23 protein-coding genes are annotated in these 24,810 nt (G+C 63.3%); 14 read left to right on the forward strand and 9 right to left on the reverse strand.

Annotation, left to right across the window (positions count from 1 at the left end; translation table 11 throughout):
* The first annotated feature begins 201 nt into the window (after positions 1-201).
* The 6 genes from QEN71_RS28475 (at position 202) to QEN71_RS28500 (ending at position 6,964) form a co-directional block, all read left to right on the forward strand.
* Positions 202-831, forward strand: a complete 630-nt coding sequence (locus QEN71_RS28475) for a YbhB/YbcL family Raf kinase inhibitor-like protein (protein ID WP_201648975.1) — start codon at positions 202-204, stop codon at positions 829-831.
* Between the two features lie 109 nt (positions 832-940).
* Positions 941-1,516, forward strand: a complete 576-nt coding sequence (locus QEN71_RS28480) for a flavodoxin family protein (protein ID WP_201648974.1) — start codon at positions 941-943, stop codon at positions 1,514-1,516.
* 167 nt (positions 1,517-1,683) lie between these two features.
* Positions 1,684-2,631 (forward strand): N-acetyl-gamma-glutamyl-phosphate reductase, encoded by a 948-nt coding sequence (gene argC, locus QEN71_RS28485; RefSeq protein ID WP_201648973.1) that lies wholly within the window; start codon positions 1,684-1,686, stop codon positions 2,629-2,631.
* Positions 2,632-3,171: 540 nt separating this feature from the next.
* Positions 3,172-4,566: a DUF2957 domain-containing protein gene (locus QEN71_RS28490; protein ID WP_201648972.1), complete on the forward strand. Its 1,395-nt coding sequence runs from the start codon at positions 3,172-3,174 to the stop codon at positions 4,564-4,566.
* A 117-nt stretch (positions 4,567-4,683) separates the two neighbouring features.
* The gene (locus QEN71_RS28495; protein WP_201648971.1) at positions 4,684-5,931 is read left to right on the forward strand and encodes a DUF2957 domain-containing protein; all 1,248 of its coding nucleotides are present in this window, start codon (positions 4,684-4,686) and stop codon (positions 5,929-5,931) included.
* Positions 5,932-6,130: 199 nt separating this feature from the next.
* Positions 6,131-6,964 carry an OmpW/AlkL family protein gene (locus QEN71_RS28500; RefSeq protein ID WP_201648970.1) on the forward strand — a complete coding sequence of 278 codons (834 nt, stop codon included), beginning with the start codon at positions 6,131-6,133 and terminating at the stop codon, positions 6,962-6,964.
* Positions 6,965-7,201: 237 nt separating this feature from the next.
* Here QEN71_RS28500 and QEN71_RS28505 read toward each other — a convergent pair whose 3' ends face one another.
* Both QEN71_RS28505 and QEN71_RS28510 read right to left on the reverse strand, forming a co-directional pair.
* Positions 7,202-7,858 carry a LysE family translocator gene (locus QEN71_RS28505; protein ID WP_201648969.1) on the reverse strand — a complete coding sequence of 219 codons (657 nt, stop codon included), beginning with the start codon at positions 7,856-7,858 and terminating at the stop codon, positions 7,202-7,204.
* Positions 7,859-8,006: 148 nt separating this feature from the next.
* On the reverse strand, positions 8,007-8,876 hold the full coding sequence (locus QEN71_RS28510; protein ID WP_201648968.1) for an NAD(P)-dependent oxidoreductase: 870 nt from the start codon (positions 8,874-8,876) through the stop codon (positions 8,007-8,009).
* 101 nt (positions 8,877-8,977) lie between these two features.
* Here QEN71_RS28510 and QEN71_RS28515 point away from each other — a divergent pair, with 101 nt between their 5' ends.
* Both QEN71_RS28515 and QEN71_RS28520 read left to right on the forward strand, forming a co-directional pair.
* A complete protein-coding gene (locus QEN71_RS28515) occupies positions 8,978-9,733 on the forward strand; it encodes a Mut7-C RNAse domain-containing protein (protein ID WP_201648967.1) in 756 nt (251 codons plus the stop codon).
* 81 nt (positions 9,734-9,814) lie between these two features.
* Positions 9,815-10,102 carry a hypothetical protein gene (locus tag QEN71_RS28520; RefSeq protein WP_201648966.1) on the forward strand — a complete coding sequence of 96 codons (288 nt, stop codon included), beginning with the start codon at positions 9,815-9,817 and terminating at the stop codon, positions 10,100-10,102.
* A 130-nt stretch (positions 10,103-10,232) separates the two neighbouring features.
* Here QEN71_RS28520 and QEN71_RS28525 read toward each other — a convergent pair whose 3' ends face one another.
* Complete coding sequence (locus QEN71_RS28525) at positions 10,233-10,442, reverse strand: hypothetical protein (protein WP_201648965.1); 210 nt, start codon at positions 10,440-10,442, stop codon at positions 10,233-10,235.
* A 334-nt stretch (positions 10,443-10,776) separates the two neighbouring features.
* Here QEN71_RS28525 and QEN71_RS28530 point away from each other — a divergent pair, with 334 nt between their 5' ends.
* Entirely contained in the window at positions 10,777-11,712 is a 936-nt protein-coding gene (locus tag QEN71_RS28530; RefSeq protein ID WP_201648964.1) for a DMT family transporter, read from the forward strand.
* Positions 11,713-11,751: 39 nt separating this feature from the next.
* On the opposite strand, the gene QEN71_RS28535 is transcribed toward QEN71_RS28530, so the two are convergent.
* The 3 genes from QEN71_RS28535 to QEN71_RS28545 form a co-directional block, all read right to left on the reverse strand.
* Complete coding sequence (locus QEN71_RS28535) at positions 11,752-12,018, reverse strand: hypothetical protein (protein ID WP_201648963.1); 267 nt, start codon at positions 12,016-12,018, stop codon at positions 11,752-11,754.
* Positions 12,015-12,212: a hypothetical protein gene (locus QEN71_RS28540; RefSeq protein ID WP_201648962.1), complete on the reverse strand. Its 198-nt coding sequence runs from the start codon at positions 12,210-12,212 to the stop codon at positions 12,015-12,017. Before QEN71_RS28540 ends, QEN71_RS28535 begins: the two co-directional genes overlap by 4 nt.
* Before the next feature lie 265 nt (positions 12,213-12,477).
* Positions 12,478-13,653 carry a YbfB/YjiJ family MFS transporter gene (locus tag QEN71_RS28545; RefSeq protein WP_201649008.1) on the reverse strand — a complete coding sequence of 392 codons (1,176 nt, stop codon included), beginning with the start codon at positions 13,651-13,653 and terminating at the stop codon, positions 12,478-12,480.
* A gap of 347 nt (positions 13,654-14,000) precedes the next feature.
* On the opposite strand from QEN71_RS28545, the gene QEN71_RS28550 reads away from it, so the two are divergent.
* Complete coding sequence (locus QEN71_RS28550; RefSeq protein WP_233471717.1) at positions 14,001-15,611, forward strand: diguanylate cyclase; 1,611 nt, start codon at positions 14,001-14,003, stop codon at positions 15,609-15,611.
* A gap of 278 nt (positions 15,612-15,889) precedes the next feature.
* Positions 15,890-16,840, forward strand: a complete 951-nt coding sequence (locus QEN71_RS28555) for a GGDEF domain-containing protein (RefSeq protein WP_201648960.1) — start codon at positions 15,890-15,892, stop codon at positions 16,838-16,840.
* Positions 16,841-16,853: 13 nt separating this feature from the next.
* Here the strand turns inward: QEN71_RS28555 and QEN71_RS28560 are convergent, their stop codons facing one another.
* Complete coding sequence (locus tag QEN71_RS28560; protein WP_201648959.1) at positions 16,854-17,903, reverse strand: LacI family DNA-binding transcriptional regulator; 1,050 nt, start codon at positions 17,901-17,903, stop codon at positions 16,854-16,856.
* A 100-nt stretch (positions 17,904-18,003) separates the two neighbouring features.
* On the opposite strand from QEN71_RS28560, the gene QEN71_RS28565 reads away from it, so the two are divergent.
* Both QEN71_RS28565 and QEN71_RS28570 read left to right on the forward strand, forming a co-directional pair.
* A complete protein-coding gene (locus QEN71_RS28565; RefSeq protein ID WP_201648958.1) occupies positions 18,004-19,200 on the forward strand; it encodes a phytanoyl-CoA dioxygenase family protein in 1,197 nt (398 codons plus the stop codon).
* 18 nt (positions 19,201-19,218) lie between these two features.
* Positions 19,219-20,373 (forward strand): Gfo/Idh/MocA family protein, encoded by a 1,155-nt coding sequence (locus QEN71_RS28570; RefSeq protein ID WP_201648957.1) that lies wholly within the window; start codon positions 19,219-19,221, stop codon positions 20,371-20,373.
* Positions 20,374-21,064: 691 nt separating this feature from the next.
* On the opposite strand, the gene QEN71_RS28575 is transcribed toward QEN71_RS28570, so the two are convergent.
* The gene (locus QEN71_RS28575; RefSeq protein WP_201648956.1) at positions 21,065-21,331 is read right to left on the reverse strand and encodes a hypothetical protein; all 267 of its coding nucleotides are present in this window, start codon (positions 21,329-21,331) and stop codon (positions 21,065-21,067) included.
* A 680-nt stretch (positions 21,332-22,011) separates the two neighbouring features.
* On the opposite strand from QEN71_RS28575, the gene QEN71_RS28580 reads away from it, so the two are divergent.
* Positions 22,012-22,824, forward strand: a complete 813-nt coding sequence (locus QEN71_RS28580) for a class I SAM-dependent methyltransferase (RefSeq protein WP_201648955.1) — start codon at positions 22,012-22,014, stop codon at positions 22,822-22,824.
* Positions 22,825-22,949: 125 nt separating this feature from the next.
* Here QEN71_RS28580 and glmS read toward each other — a convergent pair whose 3' ends face one another.
* Complete coding sequence (gene glmS, locus QEN71_RS28585; protein WP_201648954.1) at positions 22,950-24,767, reverse strand: glutamine--fructose-6-phosphate transaminase (isomerizing); 1,818 nt, start codon at positions 24,765-24,767, stop codon at positions 22,950-22,952.
* Positions 24,768-24,810: the final 43 nt, after the last annotated feature.

The following is a 24,810-nucleotide window of genomic DNA, read 5'->3' on the forward strand; positions in this document are numbered from 1 at the left end:
AATTTCTCGGACTTGTCTGCTTGCTTACCACTGCGGACGACTGGAGCGACTATAGCCGATTTCGCGGCGTACCGGCCCCTCGTCGAGCACAAATGGCTGCATAAGATGTAATGTTAGACTCGATTCGTCGCTTGGGCACTAAAAAGGACAACAATCCCTCGTAAAGATATTTCTTTACGAGCCTGACAGGAGATTCGGCACATGCGCTTGCGTTGCCTGGTCGTTGCGCCCGCTTCGTTACGTTCGTTCCTGCCGTTTCTGAATTTCGCGCCGACGCGCGCCATTTCGTTCGCCATTTCGTTCATTGCTGTTGCGTTCGCGCTCAGCGCCCCGGCCGCTCATGCAGATACCGCGTTCACCGTCACGAGCGCCAACCTCCGCGCTGGCGGCACCGTCGATAACGCGCAGGTGCTCGACCGCTACGACTGCAAAGGACAGAACCGTTCGCCGCAACTCGGCTGGCACAATCCGCCCGAGGGCACGCGCAGTTTTGCGGTCACGATGTTCGATCCTGACGCGCCCGGACGCGGCTGGTGGCATTGGGCCGTCGTCGGCATTCCTGCTACCGTCGATCGCTTGCCGGAAAATGCCAGCGCGTCCGGCTTTCTTAAGAAGCTCGGCGCCGTCGAGGCGCGCAACGACTTCGACATCGACGGCTATGGCGGCCCTTGCCCGCCGCCAGGCAAGCCGCATCGATATGTAATCACGGTGTACGCACTCAACACGTCCAACCTGAGGCTCGCGCAGGGCCGGCCGTCGTTGATGTTCGACCATGAAATCAGCACCGCGACACTCGGCTACGCACGCATGACCGTCACGTATGGTCGCTAGTCTGCGTCGGCCGCCTTAGGAGCGACGCCGGCTTTTTCTCGCTGCGTCTGAACGCTGCGCGGCTTCGCTCATCACAGATACAACAATCTTCGCAACGGTGGAACCCTCCATGTCCAAAATCATCATCGTGTATCACAGCGGCTACGGCCATACGAAAAAGCTCGCTGAAGCCGTGCTCGCGGGCACGCTGGACGGCGGCGCCGATGCGAAGCTCGTGGCCGTCGGCGAACTGGACGACGCGGCCTGGGCCGAACTCGACACGGCCGACGCCATCATCTTCGGCGCGCCGACCTACATGGGCGGGCCGTCCGCCGACTTCAAGAAGTTCGCCGACGCCAGCTCGAAACCGTGGGTCGGACAGAAGTGGAAGGACAAGGTCGCCGCCGGCTTCACCAACTCGGCGTCGATGAACGGCGACAAGTTTTCGACGATCCAGTACCTGATCACGCTCGCGATGCAGCACGGCATGATCTGGGCGGGACTCGGCCTCTTGCCCGCCAACACGAAGGCAGCGACGCGCAACGACCTGAACTACGTCGGCGGCTATGCGGGGTTGCTGTCGCAGTCGCCCGCCGATGCCTCGCCTGATGAAGCGCCGCTGCCCGGCGACATCGAAACGGCGAAGGTGTTCGGGGCGCGCATCGCCGCCGTGACGGCGCGCTGGAAGGCCGGACAGCCTGTGTAAATGCGCCCGGCGCGCGCGGGAACCTTGCCTGTCATGCCGCTGTCACTGTTGCGGCGCAACGTGTTTTTCTGCCGATTCCGAGCACGCACACACTCACGGTCTTAAAATATCGTTCCGGCGCCGCGAGCGCCCCGTTTTCCGCCGTTTTACCAGCCAGCGAGATTGAGATGAGCACGAAAGTTTTTGTCGACGGACAGGAAGGCACCACCGGCCTGAAGATCTTCGAATACCTGTCGCAGCGCGCAGACGTTGAAATCCTCCGCATCGAAGAAGCGAAGCGCAAGGATCTCGACGAGCGCCGTCGTCTCATCAATGCATCCGACGTCACGTTCCTGTGCCTGCCGGATGTCGCGTCGCGAGAATCGGCGTCGCTCGTCGAGAACGACCGCACGGTGCTGCTCGACGCGAGCACGGCGTTTCGAACCAGCGCCGACTGGGCGTACGGTCTGCCGGAACTGGCCCGCGCGCAGCGCGAGCGTCTGCGCACGGCGAAGCGCATCGCCGTGCCGGGCTGCCACGCGTCGGCTTTCGTGCTGGCCATGCGTCCGCTCGTCGAAGCGGGCGTCGTGCCGGCCGATTTCGCCGCGCACAGCTACTCGATCACCGGCTACAGCGGCGGCGGGAAGAAGATGATTGCCGACTACGAAGCGGGCGGCAACGCGAAGCTCGACAGCCCGCGTCCGTATGCGCTCGGCCTCGCGCACAAGCATCTGCCCGAAATGGCTGCGCACACGGGCCTGAAGAACGCGCCGATCTTCACGCCGATCGTCGGCAACTTCTTCAAGGGTCTCGCCGTCACGACGTATTTCACGCCTGGCCAGCTGGCCAAGCCGACCACGCCGCAAGACGTGCAGGCGCTCTTCGCCGAGTACTACAGCGGCGAGCAGTTCGTGCGCGTCGCACCGTTCAACGCCGATGAGAACCTCGACAGCGGCTTCTTCGACGTCCAGGCGAACAACGACACGAATCGCGTCGACCTGTTCGTGTTCGGCAACGAAGAGCGCTTCGTCACGGTCGCGCGGCTCGACAACCTCGGCAAGGGCGCGTCGGGCGCCGCGATCCAGTGTATGAACCTCGCGATCGGCGCAGACGAAGCCGCGGGTCTCACGCGCTAAAGCATCCTGCGGACGGCTTGCTCCGTCCCGTATCCCACGAAAGCCGGCATTCAAACGCCGGCTTTTTCTTTTTGGCTTATCCATCCGCGATTTAAAACGGCTTATTAAACGCGCGATAAGCCTTTCGATTTTCCCACTATCTGCAGCAGTCCTGATATCAGGTATTTAATGCCTGAATTCTTTTTCTTAAAGGCATCTATTACCGCATAGGGATACACCCGATTTTTTTGCGAACGAGCGTTCGAAGATGATAGATGCGTTTTGCCCGTTTGCCCGCCCATCAAGGCTCGGGCGACAACGCAACGAAATGCGTCTGACGCACAAATACTGTTTTTGTTTTAAAGCGCGCGCCTTGAAGCGCCATGCGACTCTCCGCGAAAAATGCACTGTTTGAATCGGGCTTTTTAGACGGTTCGTTCAATTGACAGTTTTAAATCGCGCGGCGAAATTAGCTCGCAAATTAGACGCTTGCCATAAATCGAAGGGACGAGAGTCAGGCGTGAAAAACGTCGGCTCGAGTCGACACAGGGAGACAGCAGCATGGACGCCATTTCAAAAGGGCTGGCATGTGCTATTGCCAGCGTGCCGTTTCTGATCGCCTGCGGAGGAGGTAAGGCAGGCGACCCCGGCTCGATCCAGACGAACCAGTGCTCGGGCTCGAGCTGCGGCGTGCAAGGGCCGCCGTCGCAAGCCGCGGACAACAGCACGCTTTGTCCCGCCGATGCCGACATCGTCAAGAGCACGTACCTCGGCGGCGCCGGCAGCGGCGAAGTGGTCTCGCTGAACATCGACGCCACGAAGATGACGTACACGCTGACGTTCTTCGATTCGCCGATTCCCGTGGCGGCGGGCAATGTCGATCAAACGCGCGCCAACACGACCGTGACGGGCGCCGTGATGCACCCGCCCGCAGGCATGCTGCCGAACGCCGAACAGACGCGCTGCGCGTTCATGCTGACGCCCGCGTCGGGCACGGCGCCGTCGACGGGCGCGACCTACACGACGCCCTTCTCGTCGACCAATCCGCCCATCGTGTTCGTCGGCAAAGGCGTCGCGGGCGGCGGCATTCCGGGCGCGACGATCTCGTACTCGGGCCCGCTCGGCATCGGCTCGGTCAACTCGCGCACCTTCGACTTTTATCCTTTCCTCGGCTTCGCGAGCACGTCGACCGATCTGTCGAAGCTGGCGGGCACCTACAACGGCCTGCTCTATCACATCCAGCCGACCGCGCAGTTCGCGGCGCGCGCCATCAATACGATTGAAACGTTCGACGCGAACGGCACGTGCAACGCGCCGACCAATCCGTCGACGTCCACCGCTTCGCCCAGTTCGCCGGACCCGACGACGCGATGCCTGACGACGGGCAGCGCCTACACGCTGAACGCCAACGGCTATTTCGACAGCAGCACGGCGCCGCAGATCGAGGCTCAGTACGGGGTTCTCGGCGTCCCGACGGGGAAGTCGGCTAAAGCCCACATGGTCCTAGGCCAGCTCAACGGCGCGACCGTCCCCGTCGTGGTCCGCACAGGCAACGTCAACACGAACCCGCTGACGCTCGCCATCGACGACGAATCCGGCATCGCGTTGCTCACCAGCGCGATGCCGCTCGCGTCGGGCGGCTTCAACGGCGGCTATGTCGGCGCGGACTCGAACTTCCGGTACACGGCGTCGCTGATTTCGGGCGGCCTCGGCAGCTTCATCAATCCGACCACCCAGGCAGCCGAAAGCGGCTTCTCGCTCACGTACGGCCAGAGCAGCGACGGGCTCGTCACCGTCGCCGACGGGCAAGGCAATCCTGGTCTCGCGATCGCCGCGGGCGGCCTGTACGCGATCTTCATCAACGGAACGGAAAACGGCGGCGTCGCGCCGAGTTCCGCCAACGCCGACACCGTCAATTCGCCGTACTTCAGCGTCGGCGCGCAGATCAGCAAGTAAGTCGCAAAACGCTGCACGGCAGGAGGCAATGACAGCAGGCACGCAGCATCGCTAGATCACAAGACCGAGAGGCGGCTGGACTGGGAGCTGGCCGCCCATAACAAGACTGGAGGCACGATGAACTGGAAGATCCTTTCGGCGCTGGCCTTTGCAGCGCCCTTGCTCGGCGCGTGCGGCGGCGGGGGCAGCGAAGGCGCGCCGCCTGTGGAAGCGCGCCTGTGTCCCGCCTCGCTCGACTACAACACGACCTTCACGGGCGGCGGCGGCGACGGCGAACTCGTGAAGCTGCAACTCGATACGGCGAAGATGACCTGGCAGGTCAACTACGTCGAATCGCCGATTCCCGCCACGACGGGCACCGTCGAGCCGACGCGCAAAGGCCAGACGGCCTCGGGCACGCTGACTCAAGAGACGCTGCTTCCGACCAGCAAGCTCAACCAGTGCGCGTTCCACCTGAACGGCGCGAGTCTCGATCCGAACCGGCCGGCGCGTATCTTTGTCGGCGAAGGCGTCGCGGGCGGCACGATTCCGGGCGCTGAAATCTCGTTCGGCGGCGTTCTTGGCCAGGGCAAGGTGCCCGATACGAAATTTCCGTACTACCCGTTCATCGGCTTTTCGACGATCGAGACAAAGCTGGCCAACGTTGCCGGCACGTACAACCAGCTCGGCTATCACCAGATTCCGTCGCAAAACTTCGCGCCGACCGTCGTCGATACCAAGATCACGATCAACGCCGACGGCACCTGGACGGAGTGCGACAACGCGGGCGTCAACGCCGGCAAGTGCCAGCAGCCAGGCACGAACTGGGTGCAGTCGTCGGACGGCAGCGGCGCGTTCGAAACCGACAACTTCCAGGGACAAGGCAAGCCGACTCAGGCGTCGTCGCCGGCGGGCAAGGGCTTCATGATCGTCGGCAAGCTGCGCAACCAGAACGTGCCGATCCTGATTCGCACCGGCTACGCGACGTCGACGCTGGCCTCGGACCCCACCAGCGGCGTGTTGCTGCCCGTCGCCGACGACGAATCGGGCATCTCGATTCTCGCGCCGCAGTCGAACGTCGCGGTCAACTCGCAGAACGGTGAGTACATCGGCGTCGATAGCGAGTTTGACTACCGCACCAACGCGCTCGTCGGCACGCAGGCAACGCTGCTCGATCCGTTCAATCCGTCGCAGGCCTCGCTGACGAAGGCGCTGAATCTGGACTTCACGCAGAGCGTGCCCGGCGTCGTGACGTCGACGTACACGAGCGCGGCGGCAGGCAGCGCGCCGACCGGCAAGTTCATTTTCACGGGAGGCGTGTTCGGCTACCTGGACTTGTCGAACGCGTCGTCGCCGTATTTCACGATCGGCGCTTTCGTTCAGTGATGAGCGCGAGTTTCTCGACGCACTTCATCGCGCACGTCACCACGCACTTCACCGCGAAGTTCACTGCTTAGAACGCAACGAGGCGACCGCCGCCCGGGCCGCTTCCCTGATTACACGCAGGGGAGCGGTTGGGAAGCGAGCAGACGGCATCGATAACGCCGTCGTCCGCAAGGCAGGCCGCCCGCTCAGGAGGAACAGAATGAGAAAGCACCTGATAGCGGCTTTGGCTGCTGCATTGTCCTTCGCATCGCTGAGTGCGTACGCGCAGAAGGCGGGCGACAACCTCGTCACGCTCGGCTGGTTTCACGTGATGCCGCAGGATTCGAGCACGCCGCTCACGACGCACGTTGCGCCCGTGCCGATCAACACGCCGCTGCGCCTGCCGAATTCGTTCACGTCGCAGGGCACGAGTCTCTCGACGAACAACGCCGACACGGCAGGGCTCGTGTTCTCGCACTTCGTCACGGACCATATCGCCGTGACGTCGGTGGCGGGCATTCCGCCGAAGTTCCAGATCTACGGACACGGCGCGATTCAGCCGCCCGGCCCGGCGGGCGCGCTCGGCAAGCAGGATATCGGCGATCCCGCCGTCAATCCGATCGTCAAGAGCGTGCGGCAATGGAGCCCGGCGCTGATCTTCCAGTATTACTTCGCTTCGTCGACCGCGAAATTCCGGCCGTTTCTCGGCATCGGCGTGTCGTACAACTGGTTCAGCGACATCCAGCTGAACAACAATTTCGTCACGTCGACGCAGGACAACCTCGGCGCAATTCTCGCCGCGGGCGCGGGCAAGCCGGGGAAAACGACGGTGGAAGCGAAGGCGTCGTCGTCGTGGGCACCCGTCTTCAATGCGGGCGCGATCTACAACGTCACCGACCACTGGGGCATCACGGCCTCCGTCACCTACATTCCGCTGAAGACGACTTCGTCGGTGATCATCAAGGCGGCCGACGGGACGGAATTGGGCGTGTCGAAGTCGGAATTGAAGGCCAATCCGATCATCACGTATCTCGCCGTGTCGTACAAATTCTGAGCTCGGCGACCGTGACAAACGACAGGCGAAAAAAAAGCCCGCCAAGGTGGCGGGCTGAATCCATATCAGAGGAGACATGGAGGAGACAAGTCAGACTATAGCAAAACACTTGGTGCGTCGCAACATATGACGTTAGAGCGTCGGTTCTACGATGCATAAGGGTGACAAAACGTCGCAGCGCACCGTTCAGGTGCATTTTTGTGCCTTGCATCATGACGACGAGCAGGCGAGTTCGCCTCAGTGACGCACCAGCGCCATCATCGCGCCGAAGCCGACGAACACGCCGCCCGTCAGCCGGTTGAACGCCTTCGCGACGCTGCTGCTCTTCAGCTTCGCGCCGATCTGCGTGCCGCACGCGGCATACACGACGTACCAGCTCACTTCCATCACCGCCGTCGTGGCGACGAGAATCGCGAATTGCGGGAGCGTCGGACGCGAGGCGTCGATGAACTGCGGCAACAGCGCAGCCGAAAACAGAATCGCCTTCGGATTGCTGCTGCCCACGAGAAAACCATTGCGCATCAACGCGCCGCGCGACGGCGCACGCTTCCCGCCGATTCCGCCCGTAGCCTCCGGTGACGCCTCGACCTGCGCCGCCGCGGCTTCGCTGACGGGCGCGCGCCACGCTTTTACACCGAGCCAGATCAGATACGCGGCACCGAGCAGGCGCAAGGCGTTGAACATCGTCGGCCATGCTTGCAGCAGCACACCGAGGCCCGCGACAGAAACGGCCAGCATCAACATCAGCGACATCAGGCAGCCGGCCATCGTGGCCGTAGTTTGACGCATGCCGTGACGGGCACCGTGCGTCATCATCAACAGCATGTTCGGGCCGGGAATCGCGCAAACGACGAAGATCGTGGCCAGATAGAGCCACCAGGTATGCAGACTCATGATGCGTATTGCTCGCTGAAAAAGGAAAACGGGCGGGACGGACATTATGCCCGCCCCGCCCGTTACGATGCCGGTTCGCGCTGCCTGCCGATGCGGATAACCGCAAGCATCGACAATCGGCCGAAGCCAATGCCTTACTGCTGATCCATCAACGCCCCGCGCGACGCGACGCGACCTGACCCAGCACCGCGAAATCCTTCTCACCGTCGCCGTGAGCAACGGCTTCGATCAGGCTGTCGCGCACGACGCTCGCCACCGGAAGCGGCGTCGAGACGGACTCGGCGGCCGCCAGCGCGAGGCGCACGTCCTTCAGACCGAGACGCGCCTTGAAAAGCGCCGGCTCGTAACGCTGTTCCGCGATCATCTTGCCGTAGCCCTGATAAACGGGGCCGGGAAACACGCTGTTCGTGATGACATCGAGAAAATCCTGCATCGCGACGCCATGGCCGCCGAGCAGCGCCGACGCCTCGCCGAGCGACTCGACGGCTGCCGCCAGCATGAAATTCGCCGCCAGTTTCACGACGTTCGCCTGCTGCGGCAGCGAGCCGATCCGCCATGTCTTCTGACCGATCGAATCGAATACGGGCTGAACGCGGTCGATGGCTTCAGCGGGTCCGGCGGCGACGATCGTCAGCTTCGCCGCAGCGGCGACGTCGGGCCGGCCCATCACGGGGGCCGCGACGTAATGCAGGCCGCGGCCCGCGTGCGCCGTCGCCAGTTCTTCGGCCAGCGCCACGGAAACCGTCGCCATGTTCACGTGGATCAGCCCGCGCGGCGCGTGCTCGAGCAGCGACGCGCTGATGACATCGCGCAGCGCGGCATCGTCGGCGAGCATCGAGAAGACGGCGTCGCCCGCGAAGGCTTCCGCGGGCGAACCGACCACCTGCGCGCCCAGCCCGACGAGCGGTTGTGCCTTCTCCGCCGAGCGGTTCCAGACGCGCACGCTGTGCCCGGCTTTCAACATGTTTGCGACCATCGCCGCACCCATTTCGCCGAGACCGATAAAACCGATGTCCATCAATAGCTCCTGTTCAAGAACCCGAAGTAGAGCACAGCCGCGCGCGCCGTGCAGGTAATTGCCCATCGGCGCGGCGCTTCGTGCGGTGCGATACTGGCATCATGGTCACCGCGACTTTCCGCTTCTACGAAGAATTGAACGATTTCCTGGCGCGGCCACTGCGCCGGCAGTCGTTCAGTTACGAATGCGCACGGTCTGCGTCGGCCAAACACATGATCGAGGCGCTCGGCGTGCCGCACACGGAAGTCGAACTGATCCTCGTGAACGGCGAATCGGTCGGCTTCGATCATCAGTTGCAGGAAGGCGATCGCGTGGCCGTCTATCCGAAGTTCGAGACGCTCGACATCCAGCCTGTTCTGCGTGTGCGCGAGCGGCCGTTGCGGGTCGTGCGCTTCGTCGCCGATGCGCATCTCGGCGGGCTCGCGCAACTGCTGCGGCTCGCGGGCTTCGACACACTTTACGACAACCACTACGCGGATTCGCATATCGAATCGATTGCATCCGATGAAGACCGTATCGTACTCACCCGCGACCGCGAACTGCTGAAACGCCGCTCGATCACGCACGGCTGCTACGTGCGCGCGCTGAAGCCCGAAGCGCAGTTGCGCGAGATGTTCGACCGGCTCGATCTGGCGCGCAGCGCGCGGCCGTTTCGTCTGTGCCTCACCTGCAACGTGCCGCTGCGGCGCATAGCGAAAGACGAAGCGATCGGCCGCGCGCCTGAGGGCGTGCTCGAACGGCATTCGCAGTTCGTCACCTGCGACGTATGCCGGCGCGTTTTCTGGGAAGGCTCGCACTGGCGGCGCATGCGCGCGCTGATGGACAGCGTGACGGGCGCGCCGACGCCGGCGAAATAGCTCGGACTTACGCGGCCCCGCCGTTCAAGCGCCGCGCGATGCGTACAATATTGGATTGCTTACCCGTTTGAGGTTTTCCGCATGGCAATGAAGAAATTCGACCTTGAGAAGAACAAGGCGCTGAAACTCGGCAACGACATGAAACAGTCGCTCGCCGCCGACCGCTTCGGCAAAGGCTCGTCGCAACAGCCGCAACTCGACCGCCGCGAACAGCGCAAGCTCGATCAGGCGAAAGGCCTCGTCCCGTTTGCCTGCAAGCTGCCCGAGACGCTCGTCGAACAGTTGAAGGAGCGCGCCGCGGCGCATCCCGAGGGCATGAACGGGCTGATCGCCGAATTGCTCGTCAACGGGCTCGCCGCCAGCGCCTGAGCGGCGTTCCTGTCGCTTTCACCGGAAAGCGGACGCGCCCAAAATGCAAAAGGCCGAAGCATCTGCTTCGGCCTTTCTTGTTGCTGCGCCGGCATCGCTCTACAGCAGCCGGCGTGGCGAACGGGGCAGCTTAGTTTGCCGTGCCCTTGTCGTTCGTGCCAGCAGCCGAAGCTGCCGACGACACGCCAGCGCGCTTGCCGTGCGTCTTCAGTTGCTTGTGGGCGTGCTTTGGCTTCGCGGCGCTAGCTGCTGCCGGCGCTGCGTCGGATGCCTGTGCGAAAGCTTGAACGGACACCAGCGCGAGCGAGGCGGTGACGAGCGAGGCGATGATCTTCTTCATGTGTGTTATCCCCAAACCTGACGACATTTAAGTCAAATGTGAATTAGAACCGCATGATGGTGAAGCAGCCCGGCCGTTGCGCCGTGCGGCTCCCCGCGGGGAGTATCACGCAGCGTAGGCGGTTTGTCATCCCATAAAGTTCGATATGTATTTTCCGGGAGACAGCTTTCTTACTGATAGCTTTCGACGTATCGACGCTTCCCCGACAGCGTGCGCAGGTATCATGTCGGCTGCCATTCATGCACGTTGTTTCGTCTGACCAGAGGCGCATTTAGCGCCTGCGAATGTTCGCCGCCAGTCGCACGAAACGATCCGTCTTGCCAGGAATTTCCGCTTGAAAACCGCCACTCGCCAACACCTGCGCGCGAATCTTCTGATGCTCGTCGCCGCGATGATCTGGGGCAGCGCATTTGTCGCGCAACGTCTGAGCCTCGACTCGATCGGACCTTTTCTTTTTACGGGGCTGCGCTTTCTGCTGGGCGCGTTCGTTGTCCTGATCGTGTGGTCGATTGCACGGCGTCGCAAGCCGGTGCCCGCGCGCGACGCCGGCGTTTCCCGTTCGACGCTTTGGCGCGACGGCGCGGTGCTCGGCCTGCTCGTCGCCGTGTCGATTTCCTGTCAGCAGATCGGCCTGCAATACACGAAAGTGGCGAATGCCGGCTTCATCAGTTCGCTGTATGTCGTGATCGTGCCGCTGCTGGGCGTCGTGCTGCGCCATCAGACGGGCATCGGCGTGTGGCTCGGCGCGCTGCTGGCCGCGCTCGGCATGTACTTTCTGAGCGTGGACGAACACTTTTCGATTCTGTACGGCGACTGGTTCCAGCTTGCGGGCTCGCTCGTCATTTCCGCGCAGGTCGTGCTCGTCAGCCGCTTTGCGCGCCGTCACGATCCGCTGGCGCTTGCACTGGTGCAGTTCGTCGTTTGCGGCGTCGTCAGTCTCGCAATTGGACTGGTCGTCGATCCGCTGCGCATCGGCGACATCGTGCGCGCCGCGCCGACCATTCTCTATGGCGGCGCGCTGTCCGTGGGCGTCGCGTACACAATTCAGGTCGTCGCGCAGAAAGACGCCGCGCCTGCGCACGCAGCCGTGATTTTCAGCATGGAAGGTGTGTTCGCCGCGTTGGCCGGCTGGCTCGTGCTGGGCGAAACGCTCGCGCCGCGCGCGCTGCTCGGATGCGCGTTGATGCTCGCGGGACTGATCGTGTGTCAGGTGATGCCGATGTGGACGGCACGGCGAGGTGTCTCGTCGGATTCGGCGGAACCGGCCTGAACGCTGGCGCTGCTATTAACACACCGCCGCCAGCACCGCTTAAGCCGCCACCTGCGCCACCATGCTCCGCCAGCTTTCGACGGGCCGGTGTTTATACGACGTCGGCGGAAACACACACCAGCAGCCGTCGTCGTGACGGAAAAAGAACAGCGAGCGCGTGCCATCCGGCGATGTCGTCTCGACGCGCACGTAACGCGTGTTGTCCCATTTCGTGCGACCGAACTGCGTGACGTGCACCGGCTCCGTGACTGGCCCGAGCCATTTCTCGACCAGGAATCGCAGCGACTGTTCCGTGGCGTTTCTCATGATGTTCTCCACGTCGTCTTGCCGCGAGGGTTATCGCGCGACGTGTCCCGCTCGTCCTGCTCCGCCTCTGCCGCCTCTTCCGCCGCGAGCTCGATCGCCCGTTGCGTTGCTGCCGCTCGCAGCGCCCTGCAATCCGCCGCGTGCCGCATGTCCGACAGCAGCCGGACCAGTTGTCGCGCGTTTCTGCGTTTCATAAGCACCCCCGCACCGCACAAAAGACTTGAGAAAGCACTTTAACTTTAGGCTTTGATGTCTTGTGTCTCTAGTTGTTTTGACGAAATAGCAACACTCAAATTCGAATTGGATGACTGAGTATTTCGTCGGTTTTCATCGTGCTCCCGGCAACGCGCGTGTTCTGTGCGCTGGCGACCGCAACGCAGCAAGTGCGCGGGCCGCGCGGCGCTTCAAGTGGCATTGAATATGCGGTCGTCCGTTGTGCGGCGCTTTGGCTAAAAAACGTCAGTTCACCGAAGGGCGCGTTGCGTTCAATGCTTTCTGTATTCCCGCAAGCGCCGCGCCCGCCGCCAGTACGCATGCCGAATAGATCAGCCCGCGCTCGAGGCCCACGCCGTCGGACACCCAGCCGATCACCGTCGGTCCGACGATCTGTCCGAACGCGAACACGATCGTGAACGCGCTGATGCCGCGTCCCCAGTGCGCAGCGGGCAGATTGTGTCGCACGAACGCCGTCGTCGATGCCACGGCCGACAGAAACGTCGCGCCGAACAGCAAGCCCGACGCGAACGCGATCACAGGATGCGTGACGATCGCGGGCATCAGCGTCGCGAGCGCGAGCAACGCATTGAGCAGGGCGAGCGCCTGGCCGCCGCGCATGCGGTCGAGCAGCTTCGACCAGATGCGCGCCGACACGATCGTCGCGACGCCCAGCAGCAGATAAAAGCCCGTGACGACGCCTTCGCTCATGCCGTCATTGCGCAGCAGCGCGACGATGAACGTCATGTAGCCGATATAGCCGACGCCGAACAATCCATAACCGGCGAGCGCAAATGCATAACGCAGCATCGGCGCGGCGCGCTCGTTCGTCGATGCGGCGCCCGCCGCGTCCTTACGCAGCACATGCTGGCTGTCGATACGCCGCGCCGCCCTGCCCGCGATCAACGACAACGCGACGCACGCTGCCGCGAGCGCGAACCACGCGAGTTGCCAGCCATGCGCGCGCTGCACGGCGGACAAGGAAGCGAGCGAGAGCGGCACGAGCAGCGCTGACGCGACGATGCCCCACCCTGTGCCGCCGTAGTACAGACCAAGAACGAGCCCGGCATCGCGCGGATGCGACGTCGCGAGCCGCGCCGCGAGAACGCCGCCGCTCACGAAAATAAAGGCGCTCGCGATGCCCGTCGCGACGCGCTGCGCGAACAGCGCGTTGGTATCGGAGAGCATGCCTGTCATGGCCATCAGCAACGCCGTCGCGACGCATCCCGCCACGAACAGCACACCCGCCGACCATCGACGGGACAGGCGCGGAAACGCGAGCGCGCCGAGCAGATAGCCGAGCGCATTGGCCGTATTCATCGCGCCCGATTGCGCGAAGCTCCAGCCGAGGTCGGCCTTCATCGGCGGCAACAGCAGTGCGTAGGAAAAGCGCGCGAGTCCCAGCGCGATCGCGCTGCCCATCGACAGGCTCACGGCCAGCCAGAGCGTCGGCCCGCGCCGCGGCGAACCGGCGGCATCGGTGTCCGTAGCGTGCGCAGTCGAACCGTGTTGCGCGCGCCGCGGGCTTCGTTCCGCGCCCGCGAGATTGTTCATGCTGCTGGACCAGGAAACCACGCGTCGGGCGAAACCAGTCGTCATGTCGTTGTTTGTATCGATCGAATGGGCTATCACTGTACATCGCGAACCTGCGTTTGGCCGCGCGCTTCGCGAGCCTGCTAGCCTGGTGGCAACATGCGTGGCACATGCGTGGCACATGCGAGGTACATTCACCGCACATTCACGGCCCGATCACGACGGAGAGCACGCTCGTGTTGAATCCGCTTCTGGTGCTGCGTCAACGGTTTCGCCATATCGCGCGAAAGCGGGGCGCGGCCGTGTCGCAAGCGGTCGGCAATCGCCCGTTTCTGACGGGCATCGCGGGCACGCTGATCGCCACGGCGATGGCGGGCCTGACACTCGCCACGCTGTACTCGGGCCGCACCGATGCGCTGAACCACGCACGCGAAACTTCGGCGAATCTGGTTTCGCTGATTTCGAGCGACCTCGCCCGCAACGTCGAGATTTACGACCTGTCGCTGCAGGAAATCGTCCATCGCTCGCAGGAGCCGACCGTCTGGCACCTGCCCGACGAACTGCGCCGCACCGTGCTGTTCGATCGCGCGACACTGGCCGCGTATCTCGGCGGCGCATATGTGATCGACGAACACGGCGTGCTGAAGGCGACGCAGGAAGGGCCCATCAACAAAGGCGTGAAGTTCGACGACCGCGATTACTTTATCGTCCATCAGCGCAGCGCCAATGCGGGCCTGTTCGTCTCGCATCCGTTCCGTTCGCGGCTGCGCGACCACGAGCTTTCGTTCGCGTTGTCGCGCCGCATCGACGCGCGCGACGGATCGTTCGCGGGCGTCGCGCTGCTCGCCGTGCGCATCGCCTATCTGCAACGGCTGCTCGACAAGGTGAACACGGGCCGCGGCGGCACGGCGTTCATTCTGCTCGCCGACGGCACGATCCTCGCGCGCAAGCCTTACGTCGAGGACATCATCGGCATCGATATGGATCAGTTTCCCGAGTACCGGATGCTGCACACGGGATCGGCGGGCTCGTACATCGGAGAATCGCCCATCGATCACGTGCGGCGCATCTTTTCGTACGCGCACGTGCCCGGCACGCCGCTCGTCGTGATCGTCGCGCCCGCCGTCGACGACGTGCTCGCGCCGTGGCGCAAGCGCAGCGCCGTCGCGGGCGGGCTGACGTTCATGCTCGGCGCGGTCGTCGTGCTGGTCTGCTGGACGCTCGCGTTCACGCTGCGCGACAAGGTGCGCGCGCAATCGCGCCTCGCCGAACTCGCGGCCACCGATCCCCTCACGAAGCTCAGCAACCGCCGCACGCTCGACCGCCATCTCGACGAGGAATGGCGCCGCGCACGGCGCAACGGCGCGCTGCTGTCGGTGCTGTTCATCGACATCGATCACTTCAAGCGCTTCAACGACACCTACGGCCACGCCGCCGGCGACGACGTGCTGGCGGCCGTGGCCGACTGCATCGCGTCGGTGGCGCGGCGTTCGATCGATGTGGTCGCGCGCTACGGCGGCGAGGAATTCGCGGTCGTGCTGCCGGATACGGCGTCGGCCGCCGCGGCGAATGCCGCCGAAAAAATCCGCCGCGTGATCGAGGCGATGCGGATCCAGCCGTTGCCGTGCGTCACGGTGAGCGTCGGCTGCGCGACGGGACGGCCGGCGGACGGACATAACGCGGCAGAACTCATCGCCGCCGCCGACACGCAGCTTTACGCGGCCAAAGAGGCTGGCCGCAATCAGGTGAAATCGGTCGACTGGACGCTGACGCAGACGCAAACCCAGCCGCAAACCCAGCCCGACAGCCTGCACGGTCACACGGATCCGGCAAACCGCGAAGCGTAAGCATCCGGCCACGCCGGGCGGCTATGCAAAACGCAAACGACGCCTGGAATTGCGGGCAAATTTGCTCACTATTCATTCGATAGCCCCGTGTTTTGCGGACGTAGACTTGATCCTGTCTCCACGTTCTCCGTGATTCTTCACGCAGTCAGAATCATCGGGACGCTTCGCGCCACGGCAACGTCCGTGGCGATTTTATTGCGCGGCACGGCGAACCGACGGGACATGCGGCCGCGCCTCAACAAACGGCCGGTCCGGAGACTCATCTGCACCGATAAGCCATGAAATCGATTCAGGATCTGCGCACTGACGACATCGCCTGTGAAGCGTTGCTCGGCGCGCTCGACGGCAGAACCCAGCTGGTCGCGATCTACGACGCGAGCGACCGGCTGATGTTTGCGAACAGCGCGTTCAAGCACGCGTTCCGGCTCAACCGCGAACGCGGCGAAATCACGTTCGCCGATCTCGTGCTGCGAGGCATTCTCGGGCAATGCGGCACGCGCATCGAAGGCGACAACGCGTCGGCCGTGATCGACCACGCGATCGCCGCGCGCCGCGAAGGCGCCGGGCAGCGCAGCTTCGCGACGGAACTGATCGACGGTCGCTGGTTCTGGATGACGGAATCGCTGCTCGAAAACGACTGGATCGTGCTGACAGGCTCCGACATTTCGCCGTTGCGCTCCAGCGAGCAGGCGTGGATCGGCGCACACGAACGCGCCGTGCAGGAAGCGCGCACCGACGTGCTGACGGGCCTCGCGAACCGGCGTCATTCGATGTCGTCGCTCGAACTGGCGATCACGGCCGCTGCAGGCACCGAGACGCCGCTCACGGTCGCACTCGTCGACCTCGATCATTTCAAGCAGATCAACGATTCGCACGGTCATGCTGCAGGCGACGCCGTGCTGCGCGATTTCGGCGAAGTGTGCCGTCACGCGACGCGGCAAACGGACATCGCGGGGCGTATCGGCGGCGAAGAATTTCTGGTGGTGTTTCCGTCGACGTCGGTCGAGCATGGCGTGTCGGCCGTCGAGCGCATGCGCCGCCAGGTGATGAGCCGCCGCGTGCAGGTCGCCGACGATCAGGCCATCCGCTATTCGTTTTCGGCGGGCGTGTGCAAGGTCGAACTGAGCGACGACCTGAACACGACGCTAGCGCGCGCCGACAGCGCGCTGTATTCGGCCAAGCGCGAAGGACGCAATCGCACCGTCACGTGGTCGGCGCCGTTTCAGTAAGCGCGGCTCGCCACTAGCCACGCTCAGAAAACCGCGCAATCACCTCGTGCGGAATATTTTCCGGCGTCACCACCATCACCGACGATGACGCGCTCACTGCCGCCACCGGCAGCAGCTTGTGAAAGCTCATCACATGCTGGCACGCACACCGCATGTCCTGACGCAGATCGTGATGCAGAATCGCGGTGATCGCGTGCTCGCGTAGCAACTGCACGTTTTCGCGATCCAGATCGTGTCCGATAAAGCACTTCGGATGCTGGTTCAGCGCCTTCAGCGCGCGCAAAATGGCCGCGTTGCCGCCGCCCATCGAATACACGGCGGCGATCTTCTGCCCCGCGCCGACGGCCTTGCGCACACGCTCTTCCGTTTCCGCATCGAGTCCCTGCCCGCCGCTCGCATCGATCGGCGTCAGATGCGCATAGCGCTCGCGCAGCGTCGCGCGAAAGCTCGCCTCGCGTTCCTCTTCGCCACGAAAGCGCTCGTTGCTGCGCGTCACCAGTACGTTGCTCGCGCGCTTGCCGAGCCAATGGCCGATCAGATAAGCCGCCGTCGCGCCGCCAACGCGGTTGTCGAGCCCCGCATACGCGATGCGCCTTGAAGCAGGAATATCGGTGAACATCGTCACGACGGGAATCTCGCGCTGCTCGAGCTCGGCGATAGCCTGCGTGATCGCGGGCACGTTCTGCGCCTTCAGAAAGACGCCGTGACAGCCGCGCCGCGCGATCGCGTGCAGCGCATCGACGACTTGCGCCGTCGTCATCGTTTCCTGCATCAGAAAGCGCGGACGGAAAATCGCGGGATGCAGGCTCGGCACGGTGTCTTCGAGCGCGTCGCGGATCTCGTCGGCGAAACGGCGCGGCGCTTCGACGATCACATCGACGACGAGCTTGCGCCCGCTCGTTGCCATCGTCAGCTGCTGCTTTTCCAGTTCTTTTATCGCCTGTTGCACGCGCCGCCGCGTGTGTTCGCGGACGTGCGTGCGGCCGTTCAGCACGCGATCGACGGTCGCCGTGCCGAGCCCCGCCTGCAACGCGATTTCCTTGATCAGAAATGGATGCGCCATCGACAACGCCGCCCGTTTTTGATGTGTTTTTGATGTTTCGATGGTAACGCAGCGCCGGAATTTGCGGATAAGCTGGTTTGCAAACATGGAGGCAGACGAGATGAACCCGAAAGCTCAGCAACCGGTTCACGGCGCGCAGACCTGGTTTCGCGAAGCGGACTGTTCCGTCGACGACTTCGCGACGCTGATCGAAACGTCGCGCGACACGCATCCGAAACCCCGCCTTGCTGCCGATCTCGCGCAAGCCGTGCCCATCTACGATTGCGACGCGCTGCGGCCCATCCTGTCCGATCCGTCGCGCCGTCCCGAGCTGCTCGCCGAATGGGCGAGCGTGCTGCTCGACGGCGCGGGCGTGTTCGTGCTGCAACGCGCATACGAAGATACAAGCGCCATCGACGACGCGACCGCGATCTTCGAGTCGATCATCCGCGATGAGCGCAAGTCGGGCGGCGGCGCCGATCACTTCGCGAAAGCGGGCGCGAACGACCGCATCTGGAACGCGCAAGAAAAGCTGTGTCTCGCGGCGCCCGACGTGTTCGTCCGCTACTTCGCGAATCCCGTGCTGATGGCGGCCGCCGAGGCGTGGCTCGGACCCGGCTATCAGATGACGTCGCAGGTCAATGTCGTGCGGCCGGGCGGCGAAGCGCAGCAGGCGCATCGCGATTTCCATCTCGGCTTTCTCACCGTCGATGAAGCGCAGCGTTTTCCGGCACATGTGCACACGATGTCGGCGCTGCTGACGCTGCAAGGCGCCGTCGCGCACACCGACATGTCCGTCGAAAGCGGTCCAACCAAGCTGCTGCCGTTTTCACAGCGCTATCCGCAAGGTTACGTCGCGTGGCGGCGACCCGACTTCCGCGCGTATTTCGAAGCGCACTACGCGCAATTGCCGCTGCGAAAAGGCGACGCCCTGTTCTTCAACCCCGCGCTCTTTCATGCAGCGGGCTCGAATCGAACGAGCGATGTGCAGCGGATGGCAAATCTGCTGCAAGTGTCGTCGGCGTATGGACGCGCGATGGAATCACTCGACCGCATGCGGATGTGCAACGCCGTCTTCCCCGTGCTGCGGGCGATGCATGCGCAACACACGCTCGATGCCGCGCAACTGGCGGCCGTGCTCGCGTCGTGCGCGGAGGGCTATGCGTTCCCGACGAACCTCGACCGCAATCCGCCCGTCGGCGGACTGGCGCCCGCAAGCCAGCAGCAACTTTTCGCGGCGGCGCTCAGTGAAGGCTGGTCGGACGAACAGTTCGCCGCCGCGTTGCGCGACCTCGAATTCCGCAATTCAACGCACTAGCCTGAAGGAGACGACGACATGGTGATAAGCACAATCGGCCGGCGCATCCGGCTGGGTTTGATCGGCGGCGGACCGGGTTCGATCATCGGCGAAACGCATCGGATCGCGGCGCGGCTCGACGGCCAGTACGACATCGTCGCGGCGGCGCTGTCGTCGAATCCCGAACGCGCGCGACAGGCGGCGCTCGATCTCGGCATCGACGGTGAACGTGCGTATGCGTCGTGGCAACAGATGCTCGAAACGGAAGCGGCCCGCGCGGATCGCATCGATGCCGTCGCGGTGATGACGCCCAACGACTCGCATCACGCGATCTGCATGCAGGCGCTCGATCTGGGCTTTCACGTGATCTGCGACAAGCCGCTCGCGAACGATCTCGCGCAGGCCCGCGAAATCGCCGCGCGCGTGAAATCGACCAACGCCGAGTTCTGCGTGACCTATTGCTACACCGGCTTTCCGATGGTGCGTCAGGCGCGCGACATGGTTCGCGCGGGCGAACTCGGCGAGATTCGCCAGGTGCATCTGCAATACGTGCAGAGCTATCTGGCGCCGCACGATCTGCCCGCCGGCTGGCGCACGGAAGCGGGCCGCGCCGGCAGTTCGCTCGTGTTGATGGATATCGGCACGCACGCGTTCCACCTTGGCGCGTTCGTCACGGGGCTCGACATCGCAAGTCTGTGTTCGGATGTCGGTTCGGCGATTCCGGGCCGCACCGTCGACGATTACGTGTCCGCGCTGCTGCGCTACGAGAACGGCGCACGCGGCTCGCTCTGGGTGACGAATGCCGCGGCCGGTTCGGAACACGGACTGAGCTTCCGCATTCACGGCGACAAGGGCGGACTCGAATGGCATCAGGAGGAACCGAACCGGCTGATTCATCGGCGGCAGGATGCGTTCGAGGAAATCATCACGCGCCGCCTCGGTCCGTCGACGAGCGAAGGCGCGCAGCGTTCGACGCGCATCGCAATCGGTCATCCCGAAGGTTATCTGGAAGCGTTCGCGAATCTTTATACGGAGTTCGCACAGCGCGTCGCGGCACGGATCGATGGAAAGCCAGGCGGTGACCGGCCGACGCTCTTTCCCGGTGTCAGCGATGGCGTGAAAGGACTCGCGTTCGTCGCGGCATCGGTGAAAAGCATGGCGACGGGTGGATGGCAGGACGTCGAGCGCGCTTAGGTTCGCTCGCTGGAAGAAAAAAAAGAGCCCTGTTCCGCGGGGGAACAGGGCTCGGTGGATGAGACATATCGAACAGGCGCGTGGATGCTTGCCGACTGCTACCTCATCACGTGAAGCTGTTATTGGTGAACGTCTGTTTTGCTTCGATTGGCCCCGCGCCTACTCCTTGCTGCTAACCCCAACTGCATTCAAAAAAACGGTGAACCGGTTGCTACTGCCGGTACTGCTACTGCGATTGCGAAAACGAAAACGTCTGCTACTGCGAGAGCTACTGTTGCTTCGAGAATCGACTGCGACTTCAAAAACCGACTGCGAAAACCGACTTCAAAAACTGAATACGAAACCTACATCGACAACCGACTGCCACTGCAATTGCGACTGGAACTTCAAACTGCGGCTTCAAACTGCTGATCCCGCTACTACGCGTGCTGCATGTACTTCATGTACTGCGACCTGCCACTTCGATCACTACGACTGCTCATGCTTCCGTTACGGCTACTTCGACTGCTGGCAACCTGCGGTCATGCACGACGCAGAGGGGAACCGCGTCGATGGGCTCGTTGTTCCGTCGCTCCATGAAAAGAAGTATAGGAGCGAGGCTGCACATTCAATCGGCGGAAGCGAGGGCGATTCGCGGCCCAGTTCGCCCGTTTGTCCGCACGCGCGTGGAAGGCATGTATCGCGTCGATGCTCAGTTCGCGTAGCGGCCGCTCAACGCATGCGAACGATAGTGGCTGCCGAACAGCACATCGGGATCGGCGCGGTCTTCGACGGGCGTCTCACTCAGTTCGCGGAACGTCGCGACGAGGCTCTGCCATGACGCGGACCAGCGCGTCTCTCTCAGGCGGCTGCCTGTGCTGTCGGTGATGCGCAGAACGCCGGTGTCGGGGAAAAAGGTCAGCGTGACCGCGATTCCATCGATGACACATGTCGCAGTACACGGTTTTGTAGCCAGCACGATCGCCTCCGGTGTGTATGTCGGGTGGTGTCCGCCTGATTGAGCGGGCGCGCCTCTGAAGAGCAATGTGTATGCCTGTGGGCCATCCCCAGGCCGCACGGCTTGCGGTGCGAGGCCTGACGGACAGGTCGACGCGCGAGACCGCGTCCCGCAGTCGAATCCGCGTGCCGAAAATGTTGGTTCACGGCAGACACATCGCGTTCGTGTCCGCAGCAAATCCGACATCGCATGTCACCCGCCGGTCCTGTTCATCCTGCAGGCAGATTCATCGCCTGATCTGTCTGTACGCGGCGCGCGCGTTTTACCCACTGCTTTTCAATTGATAAATATGTATACGTAGTAGCAGTTAACAAGCACCTTCGCCATCTGTGGACAACGGCCAAATCCGCTTTCCGTTCAACGGATTGTCAAATGGATACCCTTGCGCATAAATGAGGGAGCGCGTGCCGGAAGCTTGGATAACTTTGTCCACATTCGGCCTCGGCGCGTGTTTACCCAGAATCTGCCCACAGCAAACGCCTCCGCGATATCCCCATGTTGTCCATAGCATCGTGTGGACATCTGGATGTCGAGGCGACTGCCGCGCGCGCTTCGCCGCGATCGACTCCCGGCGATTGATTTGACCTCTGACGCGTGGCTCCTATAACGGAAAGGGCGTGCAACAAGAGAGGAACACCGACATGAAAGAAGACGAATTCAGCGCCTTCGAACATCGGGGCTGGGAGCGCGTCGCTCAGCCGTATCACGCGTACTTTGGCAACCTGACGATCCAGTCGCATGCTCCGCTGCTCGATGCGCTGTGCGTGCGGCGCGGCGTGCGTTTCCTCGATGTCGCGTCGGGCCCCGGCTACCTCGCCGCGGCGGCGGCGCAGCGCGGCGCGGATGTCGTCGGCGTGGACTTCGCGGATTCGATGGTCGATCAGGCCAGGCGCATCTATCCTTCGCTAACCTTTCGGATCGGCAGCGCGGAAGACCTGCCCTTTTCCGACGATGGCTTCGATGCCGTCGGCATCAGCTTCGGCATGTTGCACTTCTCGCATCCCGAGAAAGCGCTGGAAGAAGCGTTCCGCGTGCTCGAGCCGGGCGGCAAGGTCGGCTTCACGGTCTGGGCTGCAGCCGATAAGGCCGTCGGCTTCTCGATCGTCCTGAAGGCCATCGAGACGCATGGCCGCATGGACGTGCAACTGCCTCCCGGACCGCCGTTCTTCCGCTTCAGCGACTGGGCCGAATGCGAGCGTGTGTTACTGGCGGCGGGCTTTCGCGATCCGCATGTGGAGGAAGTCGAGCAGACGCTGCACGCGCCCTCGCCCGACGCGCTGTTCGAGATGTTGATGCGCGGCGGCGTGCGGGTGTCGGCGATTCTGAACGCGCAAACGCCGCAGGCGCTGGATGCAATCAGCAAGACGGTGCGCGACGGCGCCGCGCGGTATGCGAGCAACGGCGAAGTCAGCATACCGATGCCGTGCGTGCTGGCCTACGCGACGAAGCCTTGAGCGGACGCCGGAAAAGGAAAACAGAGGGGATTTGAAGCTGGCAGATTCTGGATACGGCCGCGAGCGCGGCGGCGTATCCAGAATGCGTTTGAAACACTACAAAAGCAACATACCAGGCAAAGCGCTTACTCCACCGTCACCGATTTCGCGAGATTGCGCGGCTTGTCGACGTCCGTACCGCGCGCACACGCCGTGTGATACGCGAGCATCTGCAGCGGCACGACGTGAAGGATCGGCGACAGCAGACCGTAGTGCTCCGGCATGCGGATCACGTGCAGGCCTTCGTCGTTGACGATCTTCGTGTCGGAATCGGCAAACACGTACAGCTGACCGCCACGCGCGCGCACCTCCTGAATGTTCGACTTGAGCTTTTCGAGCAGCGCGTCGTTCGGCGCGACGGTCACGACGGGCATCGCTTCCGTGACGAGCGCGAGCGGCCCGTGCTTGAGTTCGCCCGCCGGATAAGCCTCGGCGTGAATGTACGAAATTTCCTTCAGCTTCAGCGCGCCTTCCAGTGCAATCGGATAGTGCAGACCGCGACCGAGGAACAGCGCGTTCTCCTTGCGCGAGAATTCTTCCGACCACGCGATGATCTGCGGCTCCAGCGCCAGCACGCTGTTGAGCGCGGCGGGCAGATGCCGCAGCTGGCGGATGTAGTCCGCTTCCTGCGTGGCGCTGACGTGACCGCGCATCTTGCCGAGCGTCGCGGCGAGCACGAACAGCGCGACCAGCTGCGTCGTAAATGCCTTCGTCGACGCGACGCCGATTTCGCGGCCCGCGTGCGTGAGGAACGACAGCTCGGTGAGACGCACCATCGCGCTCGTGCCGACGTTGCATACCGACAGCGTGTGCTTGTGGCCCAGCGACTGCGCGTGCTTGAGCGCCGCGAGCGTATCGGCCGTTTCGCCCGATTGCGAAATCACGACGACGAGCGACTTCGGATTCGGCACCGAATCGCGATAACGGTACTCGCTGGCGATTTCGACCTGCGTCGGAATCTTTGCCACGGATTCGAGCCAGTACTTCGCCGTCAGCCCCGAGTAGTAGCTCGTGCCGCACGCGAGAATCAGCAGGTTGTCGATTTCGGAAAACGCTTGCTGCGCGTTCTCGCCGAACAGCGAAGCATCGAATGCGTCGGCTTGCGGGATCGTGTCGGTGATCGCGCGCGGCTGCTCGAAGATTTCCTTCTGCATGAAGTGACGATACGGTCCGAGTTCGACCGCGCCGCCGTACGCCGCGACCTGGCGCACTTCGCGATCGGCGGGCTTGCCGTCGCGATCGAACACGCGCACTTTCTCGAGCGTCAGTTCGCAGACGTCGCCTTCTTCGAGGAAGATGAAGCGGTCGGTGCTGCCCGCCAGCGCGAGCGCGTCGGACGCGAGGAAGTTCTCGCCTTCGCCCAGACCGACGACGAGCGGCGAGCCCTGACGCGCGCCGACCACCGTATTCGGCTGGTTCTTGTGCAGCACGGCGATCGCGTACGCGCCGTGAAGTTGCGCCGTCGCTTCGCGCACAGCCGCGAACAGGTCGCCGCGATACATGCTATGGATCAGATGCGCGATCACTTCCGTGTCGGTCTGCGAGACGAACTCGTAACCCTTGCCGCGCAGCATCTCGCGCAGCGTCTCGTAGTTCTCGATGATGCCGTTGTGAACGAGCGCCAGTTCGTTGCGCGAGAAGATCGGGTGCGCGTTGTCGGTGACGGGCGCGCCGTGCGTGGCCCAGCGCGTATGCGCGATGCCCGTAATGCCTTCGAGGCGCGTCTCGCGCACCTGATCGTCGAGATCGGCCACGCGAGCGACGCTGCGCGCGCGCTTCGGCTCGCCGTTCGCCAGCACGGCGACGCCGCATGAGTCATAGCCGCGATATTCGAGGCGACGCAGTCCTTCGATCAGAACGGAAACAATATTTCGCTGCGCAACAGCGCCGACAATGCCGCACATATTCAATGGTCCTTTGCAAAGTTAGGGATCGAGGCGCGCGCCA

It is taken from the genome of Paraburkholderia sabiae (assembly GCF_030412785.1).
GTDB lineage: Bacteria > Pseudomonadota > Gammaproteobacteria > Burkholderiales > Burkholderiaceae > Paraburkholderia > Paraburkholderia sabiae.

Coding starts and splice junctions, on each gene's coding strand:
- QEN71_RS28475 (WP_201648975.1), top strand. CDS start 202: ATGCGCTTGCGTTGCCTGGTCGTTGCGCCCGCTTCGTTACGTTCGTTC.
- QEN71_RS28480 (WP_201648974.1), top strand. CDS start 941: ATGTCCAAAATCATCATCGTGTATCACAGCGGCTACGGCCATACGAAA.
- argC (WP_201648973.1), top strand. CDS start 1,684: ATGAGCACGAAAGTTTTTGTCGACGGACAGGAAGGCACCACCGGCCTG.
- QEN71_RS28490 (WP_201648972.1), top strand. CDS start 3,172: ATGGACGCCATTTCAAAAGGGCTGGCATGTGCTATTGCCAGCGTGCCG.
- QEN71_RS28495 (WP_201648971.1), top strand. CDS start 4,684: ATGAACTGGAAGATCCTTTCGGCGCTGGCCTTTGCAGCGCCCTTGCTC.
- QEN71_RS28500 (WP_201648970.1), top strand. CDS start 6,131: ATGAGAAAGCACCTGATAGCGGCTTTGGCTGCTGCATTGTCCTTCGCA.
- QEN71_RS28505 (WP_201648969.1), bottom strand. CDS start 7,858: ATGAGTCTGCATACCTGGTGGCTCTATCTGGCCACGATCTTCGTCGTT.
- QEN71_RS28510 (WP_201648968.1), bottom strand. CDS start 8,876: ATGGACATCGGTTTTATCGGTCTCGGCGAAATGGGTGCGGCGATGGTC.
- QEN71_RS28515 (WP_201648967.1), top strand. CDS start 8,978: ATGGTCACCGCGACTTTCCGCTTCTACGAAGAATTGAACGATTTCCTG.
- QEN71_RS28520 (WP_201648966.1), top strand. CDS start 9,815: ATGGCAATGAAGAAATTCGACCTTGAGAAGAACAAGGCGCTGAAACTC.
- QEN71_RS28525 (WP_201648965.1), bottom strand. CDS start 10,442: ATGAAGAAGATCATCGCCTCGCTCGTCACCGCCTCGCTCGCGCTGGTG.
- QEN71_RS28535 (WP_201648963.1), bottom strand. CDS start 12,018: ATGAGAAACGCCACGGAACAGTCGCTGCGATTCCTGGTCGAGAAATGG.
- QEN71_RS28540 (WP_201648962.1), bottom strand. CDS start 12,212: ATGAAACGCAGAAACGCGCGACAACTGGTCCGGCTGCTGTCGGACATG.
- QEN71_RS28545 (WP_201649008.1), bottom strand. CDS start 13,653: ATGGGCAGCGCGATCGCGCTGGGACTCGCGCGCTTTTCCTACGCACTG.
- QEN71_RS28555 (WP_201648960.1), top strand. CDS start 15,890: ATGAAATCGATTCAGGATCTGCGCACTGACGACATCGCCTGTGAAGCG.
- QEN71_RS28560 (WP_201648959.1), bottom strand. CDS start 17,903: ATGGCGCATCCATTTCTGATCAAGGAAATCGCGTTGCAGGCGGGGCTC.
- QEN71_RS28565 (WP_201648958.1), top strand. CDS start 18,004: ATGAACCCGAAAGCTCAGCAACCGGTTCACGGCGCGCAGACCTGGTTT.
- QEN71_RS28570 (WP_201648957.1), top strand. CDS start 19,219: ATGGTGATAAGCACAATCGGCCGGCGCATCCGGCTGGGTTTGATCGGC.
- QEN71_RS28580 (WP_201648955.1), top strand. CDS start 22,012: ATGAAAGAAGACGAATTCAGCGCCTTCGAACATCGGGGCTGGGAGCGC.
- glmS (WP_201648954.1), bottom strand. CDS start 24,767: ATGTGCGGCATTGTCGGCGCTGTTGCGCAGCGAAATATTGTTTCCGTT.